General features: G+C 33.5%; 12 protein-coding genes. 7 read left to right on the forward strand and 5 right to left on the reverse strand.

Annotated features, from left to right (window positions below):
* Positions 1-111 precede the first annotated feature (111 nt).
* Complete coding sequence (locus ISP73_01500; protein MBL6657258.1) at positions 112-366, forward strand: type B 50S ribosomal protein L31; 255 nt, start codon at positions 112-114, stop codon at positions 364-366.
* Between the two features lie 85 nt (positions 367-451).
* Here the strand turns inward: ISP73_01500 and pckA are convergent, their stop codons facing one another.
* Together pckA and ISP73_01510 are read right to left on the reverse strand one after the other, a co-directional pair.
* The gene (pckA, locus tag ISP73_01505; GenBank protein ID MBL6657259.1) at positions 452-2,050 is read right to left on the reverse strand and encodes a phosphoenolpyruvate carboxykinase (ATP); all 1,599 of its coding nucleotides are present in this window, start codon (positions 2,048-2,050) and stop codon (positions 452-454) included.
* A 182-nt stretch (positions 2,051-2,232) separates the two neighbouring features.
* Complete coding sequence (locus tag ISP73_01510) at positions 2,233-2,622, reverse strand: DUF423 domain-containing protein (GenBank protein MBL6657260.1); 390 nt, start codon at positions 2,620-2,622, stop codon at positions 2,233-2,235.
* 54 nt (positions 2,623-2,676) lie between these two features.
* Here ISP73_01510 and ISP73_01515 point away from each other — a divergent pair, with 54 nt between their 5' ends.
* Positions 2,677-4,005, forward strand: coding sequence for a saccharopine dehydrogenase NADP-binding domain-containing protein (locus ISP73_01515; protein ID MBL6657261.1), 1,329 nt, complete (start codon positions 2,677-2,679; stop codon positions 4,003-4,005).
* Here ISP73_01515 and ISP73_01520 read toward each other — a convergent pair.
* The 3 genes from ISP73_01520 to ISP73_01530 are packed head-to-tail and all read right to left on the reverse strand — an operon-like array spanning position 3,995 to position 6,725.
* Positions 3,995-4,648 carry a methyltransferase domain-containing protein gene (locus ISP73_01520; protein MBL6657262.1) on the reverse strand — a complete coding sequence of 218 codons (654 nt, stop codon included), beginning with the start codon at positions 4,646-4,648 and terminating at the stop codon, positions 3,995-3,997. The genes ISP73_01515 and ISP73_01520 overlap by 11 nt on opposite strands.
* 49 nt (positions 4,649-4,697) lie before the next feature.
* Positions 4,698-5,276: a hypothetical protein gene (locus ISP73_01525; GenBank protein ID MBL6657263.1), complete on the reverse strand. Its 579-nt coding sequence runs from the start codon at positions 5,274-5,276 to the stop codon at positions 4,698-4,700.
* A 6-nt stretch (positions 5,277-5,282) separates the two neighbouring features.
* Positions 5,283-6,725 (reverse strand): glyceraldehyde-3-phosphate dehydrogenase, encoded by a 1,443-nt coding sequence (locus ISP73_01530; protein MBL6657264.1) that lies wholly within the window; start codon positions 6,723-6,725, stop codon positions 5,283-5,285.
* Between the two features lie 114 nt (positions 6,726-6,839).
* On the opposite strand from ISP73_01530, the gene ISP73_01535 reads away from it, so the two are divergent.
* The 5 genes from ISP73_01535 to ISP73_01555 are packed head-to-tail and all read left to right on the forward strand — an operon-like array spanning position 6,840 to position 12,407.
* Positions 6,840-7,613, forward strand: a complete 774-nt coding sequence (locus ISP73_01535; protein MBL6657265.1) for a diaminopimelate epimerase — start codon at positions 6,840-6,842, stop codon at positions 7,611-7,613.
* On the forward strand, positions 7,607-8,122 hold the full coding sequence (locus ISP73_01540; GenBank protein ID MBL6657266.1) for a GNAT family N-acetyltransferase: 516 nt from the start codon (positions 7,607-7,609) through the stop codon (positions 8,120-8,122). Before ISP73_01535 ends, ISP73_01540 begins: the two co-directional genes overlap by 7 nt.
* The gene (locus tag ISP73_01545) at positions 8,113-9,963 is read left to right on the forward strand and encodes a tetratricopeptide repeat protein (GenBank protein MBL6657267.1); all 1,851 of its coding nucleotides are present in this window, start codon (positions 8,113-8,115) and stop codon (positions 9,961-9,963) included. The genes ISP73_01540 and ISP73_01545 overlap by 10 nt, the downstream gene beginning before the upstream one ends.
* Positions 9,963-11,018, forward strand: a complete 1,056-nt coding sequence (gene mltG / locus ISP73_01550) for an endolytic transglycosylase MltG (protein MBL6657268.1) — start codon at positions 9,963-9,965, stop codon at positions 11,016-11,018. The genes ISP73_01545 and mltG overlap by 1 nt, the downstream gene beginning before the upstream one ends.
* A 3-nt stretch (positions 11,019-11,021) precedes the next feature.
* A complete protein-coding gene (locus tag ISP73_01555; protein ID MBL6657269.1) occupies positions 11,022-12,407 on the forward strand; it encodes a phosphoglucomutase/phosphomannomutase family protein in 1,386 nt (461 codons plus the stop codon).
* Positions 12,408-12,452 lie beyond the last annotated feature (45 nt).

Raw genomic sequence — 12,452 nt, forward strand, 5'->3', positions numbered from 1 at the left:
ACTGCAAATATAAAACAAACGTTGAGCCAACACTAATTAGTATAATATTTAAAATGCTAGTTTGCTAGTTTATTATAAGTGTTTATATTTGCAATCCAAATTATTGAAATAATGAAAAAAGGAATTCACCCAGAAAATTATAGATTAGTTGTAATGCAAGACATTTCAACAGGTCATACTGTATTGACAAAATCTACTGCAAATACAAAAGATACAATCAAATGGGAAGATGGAAATGAGTATCCATTAATTAAAATGGAAATCTCTTCAGACTCTCATCCGTATTATACTGGTAAAATGAAACTAGTTGATACTGCAGGTCGTATCGATAAGTTCAAAAATAAATACTCTAAATTCTCAAAGTAGGAAAGAGTACTTTTATAAATACATACTTAAAAAAAACCATTCATTTGAATGGTTTTTTTATTGGTAATCCTTATTGATTATTTTATTATTTCTCGATTTTAACTCTTGGAGCTCCTTCTAGTATTTCGTCATTAGCAAAGTCAGTAAATTTTTCAAAATTATTGTTGAAAGCGATAGCGAGTTCGTTTGCTTTAGTGTTGTAATCTTCTTTATTTTCCCAAGTGTTCTTAGGGTTTAATATTTCTGATGGTACATCTTTACAAGAAGTTGGCATAAGTAACCCAAATACTTCATGTTGCACGTAATCAACATCTTTTAAATCGCCTTTTAGAGCAGTTGTAATCATTGAACGTGTATACTTAAGACTCAATCTTGATCCAATTCCATAAGGGCCTCCGGACCATCCGGTATTAACTAACCAAACGTTTACCTTATTTGATCTCATCTTTTCACCTAATAATTCAGCGTATCGAGTAGGATGTAATGGTAAGAATGGCTCACCAAAACATGCCGAAAAAGTAGTGCTAGGCTCAGTTATCCCTTCTTCAGTACCAGCTACTTTTGCTGTATATCCAGAAATAAAGTGATACATGGCTTGACCAACGGTCAATTTTGATATTGGAGGAAGTACTCCAAAGGCATCACAAGTGAGAAAAAAAATGTTTTTAGGTGCGCCAGCAATTGACGGTACGGCTATATTTGAAATGTGATGGATAGGGTAGCTTACTCTTGTATTTTCGGTAATTGAACTGTCTTTGAAATCTATTTCGTTTGTACCATCTTTAAAAATCACATTTTCTAATATAGCACCTTTCTTTATTGCAGCATAGATGTCTGGCTCTTTTTCAGCCGTAAGGTCAATACATTTAGCATAGCATCCACCTTCAAAATTGAATACGCTATTTTCACTCCAGCCGTGTTCGTCATCTCCAATCAGATTTCTGTTTGGATCTGCAGATAGAGTTGTTTTACCGGTACCTGATAATCCAAAAAACACTGCAGTATCACCTGATTTACCCACATTTGCTGAGCAGTGCATGGATAAAATACCTTTTTCATGAGGAAGGATGTAGTTAAGTACAGAAAAAATACCTTTTTTGATTTCGCCAGTATAGCCAGTTCCACCAATCAAAATGTTTTTATCTGTGAAATTAATGATAGCAAAGTTATGTTGTCTAGTGCCATCCACTTCAGCATCTGCTAAAAACGATGGAATGTTAATGATTGTCCAATCAGGAGAGAATGTTTTAAGTTCTTCTTCAGTTGGTCTTATGAACATATTGTAAGCGAATAAATTAGACCATGGATATTCGTTAATTACTCGAATATTTAGTCTAAAGTTTTCGTCTGCACAAGCATAGACATCTCTGACGTAGATGTCTTTATTTTTAATGTAATTAACAACCTTATTATAGAGCGATTTATATTTTTCTGGACTGAAAGGAATGTTTACATCTCCCCACCATACGGAGTTTGCTGTTAAGTCGTCCTTAACAATAAATCTATCTTTAGGAGAACGACCAGTAAACTCACCAGTATTTACAGTAATAGCACCATAACTTGTCAATTTTGCTTGCTCTTGTTCAATAGAAAGAGAGGTTAATTTTTCAGGGGAAAGGTTCCAATGAATGTTTACATCAGAAATGCCCAATTTATATAACTGTGATTGAATTTCGTTATTCATGAATCAAAACGTATATAGGGTTAGGCTGACAAATATTAGAATTAATCACTAACCCACAAAAAATAAAGTGTTGATTTTTCATTTAATATATTTTATAAAACACTAGAGAAAATTAACATTTAAATATAGATTTTTAATGTGTAAATTATACACATTAAAAGCTGTATTGACGATTATTTAACTTATGAATTTTGTTTAATCGACATCATTTTTGTAAAAACAAATATCCAAGATAAAATAAACAGAAGTCCGCCAATAGGAGTAATCGGACCTAGAAATTTCAAATCCATACCTATTAAATTTTGAATACTTAAAAAATAGATAGAAAATGAAAAACAAATTATACCAGAAATAAATAGTGCAATTATTGTTTTTGAAAGCTTAAGTTTAGAATAATTTAGACCTAAAATTAGTAGTGCTAATGAATGAAATAGATGATACTTAGTGCCTACCTTAAAACTTTGCAACTGTTCAAAACTAATGAGTTTTTTTAGAGCATGTGCACTAAAGGCATCTAGAATTATACCTAAAATAATTAGGCAATTGGCTATGAGTAAAACTTTCTTATTCATCTGATTAGTAAAACACTAAAATACATATATTAGCCCTATTCAATACATCATTTTATGAAAAGAATACTAATAGTAGGAGCAGGCTTGTCGGCAACATCATTAATCGAATATCTTCTCATTAATTCAGAGGAAAATGACTGGAATATTGTTGTGGCTGATTATGACTTAAATTTAGCCGAACAAAAAATTAACAATCACCCTAGAGGTACTGCCTTGTATTTTGATGTGTTTGATGTAGAGCAGCGTAATGATGCAATTCGAGAAGCAGATATAGTAGTGTCAATGCTTCCAGCTAGAATGCATGTTTTATTAGCTGAAGATTGTGTTATTCAAGGTGTAAATATGATTACAGCATCTTATGTTTCTGATGAAATTCTAGCTCTTGATGAGAAAGCTAAGGAAAAGGGTGTTTTGTTACTCAATGAAATTGGTCTTGACCCAGGAATAGATCATTTATCTGCCAAAAAAATTATTGACGACATACATTCAAAAGGAGGAGAGATTAGTCTTTTTAAGTCCTTTTGTGGTGGTTTAGTTGCTCCAGAGTATGATGACAACCCTTGGAATTATAAATTCACTTGGAATCCTCGTAATGTGGTTCTAGCTGGACAAGGAACTGCTCAGTTCATAAGAAACAATCTTTACAAATACATTCCTTACAACTCTCTTTTTAAAAGAATTGATAACATTGAGGTTTTAAATGAAGGCAAATTTGAGGCATACGCTAATCGTGATTCATTATCTTACAGAGAATCATATAACCTTAATGACATACCTACAATGCTAAGAGGAACGCTCAGAAGACCTGGCTTTTCGAAAGCATGGGATGTATTTGTACAATTGGGTATGACTGATGATTCATTTGAGCTATCCAATGTATCAACTATGACGTGTAGAGAGTTCATAAATTCATTTCTAGAATACGATATTGTAAAATCTGTTGAAAGTAAAGTAAAAGACAATCTATCACTTGACAATGAAGTGATGGACAAATTGATTTGGCTTGGGCTTTTTGAAAACACAAAGATTGGTTTAGATAGAGGAACACCAGCACAAGTTTTACAACATATTTTAGAAAGTAAATGGTCTTTAAAAGCCAATGATAAGGATATGATTGTAATGCAACATTTGTTTGAGTATACCTTAAATGGAAAAGAGCATAAACTTAAGTCTTCATTAGTTTTGAGGGGTAAAGATCAAAGTAATACGGCTATGAGCATGACTGTTGGACTTCCAGTAGCTATAGCAACCGAACTTATTTTGACCAATAAAATAAATATGTCAGGAGTAAAGATTCCCATTGACAAAGAAATTTACTTACCTGTTCTAGAAAGGCTTAAAGATTTTGGTATAGATTTTGTTGAAGAAGAAATTACAGTTTAAGGTAAAAGTCCTTGCATAAAAGGGTGTATTCATCCGTATATTTATGTCTTGCTTTTTCAATTGTTAGATGATTTTCTTTAAGTCTTTTTTTCTGTTTAGAGATTTTAAGTAATAGTCGTTTATATTTACTTTGCTCATTTCCTCTTACCCAACAAATTTCATTCAGAAATAAACCGAAAGCGTTTAAACTATTTTTAATATCACTAATGTTTTCAGATGGATAGACTATCATCAGTTCTCCTTTTGAACTAAGAAGCACGTCCATTTTTTTAAAAATATCATTTGTAGATAAGCTATTTGTATGTCTAGCTTTAGTTCGCCTTTCATCATTAGATGTAGTGGTGTTTTTAAAGTAGGGTGGATTGCATACTATTAAATCAAAAGAGTGATTAAAATTAGCATTTTGAAGCGACCTTTCACAGCAGCTAAGTCGTTTATACCATTGACAATTAGCCATATTTAATGTAGCCTCTTGTACAGCTTCAGAATCAATATCAATACCAATGATGTTGGCATCTTCAAACCGTTGTGCCATCATAATAGCAATTAAGCCTGTACCAGTACCAATATCCAAAATATGTTTTGGAGGTGATGAAGGTGTGGCCCAAGCACCTAGAAGAACACCATCAGCACCTACTTTCATTGAAGATTTTGATTGTTCTATGTAAAAAGATTTAAATCGAAAAACCAAATCAATCTGTTTTGGTAAATGCTCGAATCAAAAAATACAGAACCGCTAATTCTATAGCAACAAGTATAAAATGAATGTTGTACACCTGTTCTTGCTTGTCGATAATTAGCTCATAATATTCTAAGCCTTTGTAGTAGAGGTAGGAGATAGCCATCCCAAGGAGGTAGCCTATTTGTTTAGCCATATCTATTTTGGTCAGAACTTCATTGTCATTAAAGACTAGCGTCTCTGCTCTTACTAGATATGAACCAAATACAAATGTAATTTGATAGCCTATATATATGAATAATGCCGTCTGATAGCTGTATGAAAAGATGAGAAAGCTAACAAGCATAGCCAATACAATCAATTCAACGAGTATGGATATTCTAAAAAAGTAATAAGCATTTAAAATTTTATAGTAAAATTTAGCAACGATTATCATTATTAAGGCTAGAAAAATTCCACCTAAAGAATACACAGAGGGGTCAAGAGGCTCGTAAATTGTAAAAACACTCCCAATAGAAACACCTAAAAACAAAGAGTTAAACCATTTGTAAATGATAAATGCTCTTTGATTAAGGTTTAGATTGGTCAACATAGTTTTTTAATAATAACAGTTTCTTCTAACCTTAGCAATATGCTTAGCTAAACGAAGAACTTGACGTGTGTAACCGTATTCATTGTCGTACCAAACATACAAAACAAAAGATTTGCCATCGCTAGAAACTTGAGTTGCTGGACTATCATAAATGGAAGGACAACTGTCACCAATAATATCAGAGGATACAAGTTCATTGTTAACGGAGTAACGAATTTGTTCAACCAAATCAGAATCAAAGGCTGCCTTTCTCATAAGCTCATTAATACCTTCTAAAGACGTTGCTTTTTTAGTCGTTAAGTTGAGAATAGCTAAAGAGCCATTTGGTGTAGGTACTCTAATAGCACTAGAAGTTAATTTTCCTTCTAACGATGGGATAGCTTTTGTAACGGCTTTACCAGCACCAGTTTCTGTAATAACCATATTAAGAGCTGCTGCACGACCTCTACGGTATTTCTTGTGCATATTATCCACAAGGTTTTGGTCATTGGTGTAGGCGTGAATAGTTTCTATATGACCTTTAACTACACCAAATTCGTTTTCTATTACCTCTAGAACTGGTGTGATAGCGTTTGTAGTACAAGATGCTGCAGAAAATATATCTTGATTATCAACATCAACTTTATGATTTACTCCAAATACAATATTCGGAACACCTTTTCCAGGAGCAGTAAGTAAAACTTTAGAAACGCCCTTTGATTTTAGGTGTAAACTCAAAGCTTCATTATCTCTAAATACTCCAGTATTATCAATTACTAAAGCATTATTTATTCCGTATTGAGTATAATCTATAGAATCTGGACTATCAGCAGCAATCATTTTAACAGTTCTACCATTTATAATGATGGATTTATTCTCTAAATCTTCTATGACATTGGCGTTAAAAACACCATGAACGGAATCGGTTCTTAACAGAGAAGCCCTTTTGATTATATCATCATCAGAATTCTTACGCGTTACAATAGCTCTTAATCGAAGTTGATCACCAGCACCATCCTGTAAGGAAAGTTCACGAGCTACTAGCCTACCAATTCTTCCAAAACCATATAAAATTATATCTTTAGGAGAAAGATCATTATCAGTAGTAATAAATGAGCCTAATTTTTTTGAAACGAATTCATTGATATTGTTTTCAGTACCTTTTGCTTTTATCCATTCAAAAGCCAGTTTACCCAAATCTATTTTAGCGTTTTTTATACCGAGTTCAAGTATAGCTTTAGCGATTGGTAAGGTTTGTTTTGTACTTATATCTTGTTGAACAAATTTTCTGGCGTAATCATGCAAATTAAAAATTTCACTGATGCTAATATTCGTCATTCTGTTTCTAAACATTACTAGTTCAGTAGAGTGTTCTAGAACTAATTTACTGACGATGTTGGAGAGTTCAGCTGAGGCGTGTTCTTTACTTATCCATTCAGATAATTCTTTATTATAGTTTTCAATAGTCATATTAGTAAGTAGTTTTGGACGTATAAATTATTCGGCAAATTTACATTTTTGGTCTTCACAATTGATAAAATATTTATAAAATTGACAAGACACTATTTTAATTAAATTTGGAAAATGAAAATACGCTTTTCAAAGTATCAAGGTGCAGGTAATGACTTTATCATTGTTGACAATAGAAATGTCCATTTCGATTTGTTAAATTATAAGCTAATTCGCAATTTGTGTGATAGACGAATGGGTATAGGTGCCGATGGTCTAATGCTTCTGAATTCATCGGATGATTATGCCTTTGAAATGATATATTTTAATGCCGATGGTAAACTTGGTTCAATGTGCGGAAATGGAGCAAGGTGTATAGTTGCCTTTGCAAAGCAGCTAGAAATTTTTGAAAATGATTGTACGTTTTTAGCCTGCGACGGTCCTCATTATGCGGAATGGACGGAAGAATATGTCCGACTTAAAATGAATGATGTCACTGGCGTAGAATCAATAAATGAGTCTTATTTTATAGATACAGGCTCTCCACACTATGTTTCTTTTGTAGATAATCTAGAGGCTTTAGATGTAATGAAAGAAGGACAGTCCATACGATATAATGAACGTTTTAAACAAGAAGGGACAAACGTTAATTTTGTCCAATTGACAGAGGCTAATATATCTATTCGAACATATGAAAGGGGTGTGGAGTCAGAAACATTAGCATGTGGAACTGGAGCAGTAGCATCTGCTATTGCTACATTTGAAAAGGGATACACTCAAAATAAATCACTAGAAGTTAAGGTTTTAGGAGGTTGGTTAAAAGTAGATTTTCAAAAAAATGAACACTATTCAGAGGTGTTTTTAACAGGTCCTTATAAAGAGGTATTTAAAGGAGAGCTAGAATGCTAAGAGGAGAAAACATTATTTTAAGAGCTTTAGAGCCATCAGACCTAGATGTTCTGTATAATTGGGAAAATGACACTACTATTTGGAAAGTTAGTCAAACCATTGCTCCCTTCTCCAAAAATATACTAGCTAAGTATTTAGAAAATGCACATCAAGATATTTTCACTGCTAAGCAGTTGAGATTAATGATTGAAAAGGATAATACTCCAATAGGAACGATTGAATTGTTTGATTTTGACCCTGTTAACTTGATGTGTGGTATAGGTATATGGATAGTTGATAAAGAAAACAGAAGAAAAGGCTACGCTAAAGAAGCATTATTGTTGATTATAAATTATGCCTTTACCAACCTTCATCTTAATCAGATATATTGTAACATATCGTCAAGAAACCAAGCGAGTATAAATCTATTTGGCTCACTTGACTTTCAGCTTGTAGGCGTAAAAGCAAAATGGAATAAAACTATAGATGGATGGGAGGATGAACTATTATTTCAACTGTTGTGCGAATAGTATACATTGCCATATTATTTACTATTGTGAGTTGTTCTGCAAAAGTAGAACCATACACTGAATATTTGAATCATAATGATACGGTTAAATATGTTGGGATAGAAAGCTGCATGGCTTGTCATTACGATATTTATGAGACTTATATTCAGACAGGAATGGGGCAATCCATGTCGCTAGCAACTTTAGAAAATAGTGAAGCAGTTTTCAATCATTCCTTTTTATTAAAAGACAGTTTTAACAATCTTACTTATCATCCGTTTTGGGAGGATAGTCTTCTTAAAATTAAAGAAATACATGCCCACAACCAAAGAACTGAAATAGCGGATTATATTGTGGGTTCTGGACATCATACTAATTCCCATTTATGGGATGAAAATGGTTATGTACATCAAATGCCATTTACCTATTATACTCAAGATGGAAAGCTCGATTTTCCACCTGGCTTTGAAAACGGTTTCAATAGTCGTTTTTCCAGAACCATAGGGCTAGAGTGTATGAGTTGTCACAATGCTATGCCTGATTTTGTAATGGGTTCTGAAAATAGATTTAATAAAGTGCCTCATGGAATTGACTGTGAGCGTTGCCATGGTCCTGGAGAGTTACATGTTAAACGAATGATGAATGGAGAAACTATTGATACCTCTAAACACATTGATTATTCAATTGTTAACCCAAGAAAACTATCATTAGAAGCTCAATTTCAAATTTGTATGCGTTGCCACTTGCAAGGAAACACAGTATTAGAAGAAGGAAAGAGTTTTAAAGACTTTAAACCTGGAATGGAATTATCTGATTATATGACGGTATTTGTTCCTCGCTATGAAGGCGATAATACCTTTATTATGGCTTCGCACGTGGATAGGTTTAAACAAAGTGCTTGTTTTACTAATTCACAAATGAATTGTACCACTTGTCACAACCCTCATCATTCTGTTCAGAAAGAACGTCCTAACTTCTTTAATGACAAGTGTTTATCCTGTCATGATGATTGTAAAGATGAGTTTAGAGAAAGTAATAATTGTGTGGAATGCCATATGCCATCTTCATCAACCATTGATATTCCTCATGTTAGTATACATGATCATAAAATAGGCATACACCCACAAAATGATAGTGTATTAACCAAAGGAGAATTTATCGGTTTAGAGGCTATAAATAACTCTAAACCAGCCTTGTTGACTAGAGCAAAAGCTTATTTATATCAATATGAAAAATTTGATGCTCAAGGCTATCTTTTAGACTCGGCTTCATACCTATTACAAAAAGTTGATATTGAATCCTCATATCACGATTTAATCCATTTGTATTATCTAAAAAAAGACTTTTCTTCTCTAATTAATGTAAGTAAATCTATAGAAGATTTATTATCAAAAATTAATAAAACATCCTATTCTAATTCACATGCTTGGACGTCATTTCGAATTGCTTATTCATACGATAAACTCAATTCTAATCTAGCTTTAGACTATTATAAAAAGGCAGTTGAATTAGCCCCTTATGTGCTTAATTTCAGATTAAAGCTAGGAGATTTCTATTCCAAAACTCAAGATTTGGATAATGCCGAACAGCAGTATCGACTTCTTTTAGAAGAGTTCTCTAAAAATGAAAATGCATGGTGTAATTTAGGTTATGTTTTAGCTCAGAAAAGTAATTTTGAAGAAGCTAATCAGTGTTACGATAAAGCACTGTCTTTAAATCCTGTACATATTCAAAGTTTACTAAATAAAGCAAGTTTACTGATTATACAAGGGGAAATTGACAAAGGAAAGCTATATTTGAATCGTATTTTAGAGATTGATAGCAACAATCAAAAAGTAATAGGCATAATGTCCTCGTTATAATGGCTAAGAAAAAAAGTTTTTTATACAAGTTTATTTGGAGTTTGATAGGTGTTTTTTTTGTAAGTGGCGGAATTACAGCTTCCGTTTTTTATGGAAGAATATACCAACCTAATGTTTCCCTTAATACGGATAAAGAAGTATTTGTTGATATTCCAACAGGAGCAACTTTTGAAGACGTTCTTCAAATCCTTTCTGATGAAGGTATAATCATCAATTCATCTTCTTTTGTATGGATCGCCGAGCGTAAACGATACAATGATTTTTCTATAAAGTCAGGACGTTATTTGCTTAAAGACAAAATGAGTAATAACGAATTAGTAAACCTATTACGTTCAGGAAGACAAACCCCCATAAATGTAGTTTTCAATAACCTAAGAACAAAAGAAGAGTTTGCAGGTAAAATAGCATCCCAATTGGAAATGGATTCAATTGAATTATTGGAAGCTATTCTAGATACGGCATTCCTCAACCCATTGAACTTAAACGCATTTACAGTCAGCTCATTATTTATTCCCAATACCTATGAGTTTTATTGGAATACACCTGTAGAGAGTTTCTTGTCAAGAATGGTGGCAGAACACCATCACTTCTGGAACGATAGTAGAAAGGCAAAAGCAAGGGATATAAATCTTTCTCAAGAAGAGGTAACTGTATTAGCATCCATAGTAGAAAAAGAATCTTATCGTAAGTCGGAGCAGCCTTGTATTGCAGGATTATACCTTAATCGTTTACGCAAAGGCATGAAATTACAATCTGATCCCACAGTAATTTATGCTCTTGGCGATTTCTCTATCAAGAGAGTACTCAAAAAAGATTTGAAAGTTGATTCGCCATACAACACATATAAGTACAAAGGCTTGCCCGTAGGGCCAATTTCTTTACCCTCAATTCAAGCCATAGATGCTGTTCTTAACTACGACAAACACCAATATCTTTACATGTGTGCTAAAGAAGACTTTACAGGATACCATAATTTTGCAGAAAATGCTATTCAACATTATGCCAATGCTGCTAAATACAGAAAGGCATTAAACATTAGAAATATAAAACGATAATTAATGAAGATTAAATTTGGAACTGATGGATGGAGAGCCATCATAGCAAAAGAATATACAGTTGACAATGTTGCTCGAGTAACGGTAGGTGTTGCTGAATGGTTAAACGCTAATTTTGAAAACCCTTCAGTCGTAGTAGGCCACGATTGTCGATTTGCTGGTCAATTATTTACAGAAACTACCGCTAAAGTTCTTACCCATCATGGAGTAAAGGTGACTATAGCTGACCGATTTGTGAGTACACCAATGCTATCGTTAGCGGTTGTAGAACATAAAGCCGATTTAGGGGTAGTTATTACAGCCAGCCACAACCCACCAGAATATAATGGTTATAAGCTAAAAGGAAACTTTGGAGGACCATTGTTATCTGATGATATACAAGCTGTTGAAGATTTAATTCCTGATACTCATGGTTTAGATTTAAATAGCTTGAGTCTTGATGGGGTTGATGTAGCTGATTTCACTCAACTATACCTAGATAAGGCAAAGCAAGCCTTTGATTTAGATGCCATTAATAACTCTGGTTTACAATTGGGTTATGATGCTATGTATGGAGCTGGACGAGAAGCTGTTCCATCTTTACTACCAAAAACAACACTTTTTCATTGCTCTAATAATCCTGGTTTTAATGGTACAGCACCTGAGCCTATTCACAGAAATTTGACAGAATTTTCTGATTATATCAAAATTACTGGAGAAATAGATTGCGGATTAGCCACTGATGGCGATGCAGATAGAATAGGCTTGTACAATGCTAAAGGAGAATTTATTGACTCTCACCATATCATACTTCTTTTAATTCACTATTTGGTGAAGTATAAAGGGATGAGTGGTAAAATCGTTACCGCTTTTTCATGTTCAGTGAAGGTAGAGCAGATGTGTGCTCACTATGGTCTTGAGCATGAAATTGTGAAAGTAGGCTTTAAGCACGTGGCAGGTGTAATGCTAAAAGAAGATGTATTACTTGGAGGAGAAGAATCAGGCGGTGTTGCTATCAAAGGACATATTCCAGAAAGAGACGGTATCTGGATGGGCTTAGTGATTTGGGAATACATGGCTAAAACCGGCAAAAGTCTAGATGATTTAATTCAGGAAGTATACGATATAGTAGGGGAGTTTGCCTTTGAACGTATAGACTTGCACTTGCAAGAGGCTAAAAAATTAGAGATAGTAGAGAACTGTAAGCAAGGCGTATATACAGCTTTTGGCGATATGCCTATTGTAAAAACAGAAACGATTGATGGTTTCAAGTATTACTTTGATGAAGACAGTTGGATTATGATTCGCCCTTCAGGAACAGAACCAGTATTGCGTACCTATGCTGAAGCTAAAAATCAAGCCAAGTGTTTCGAGATTCTTGAAAAGGTACACAAATCTCTACTCGATTAAATTAGAGTTAACAATCTATTTGCTTTTAAGGAATTAACCTAAAGG

The organism is Flavobacteriales bacterium (assembly GCA_016779935.1).
In the GTDB taxonomy this organism is placed as follows: Bacteria; Bacteroidota; Bacteroidia; order Flavobacteriales; family UBA7312.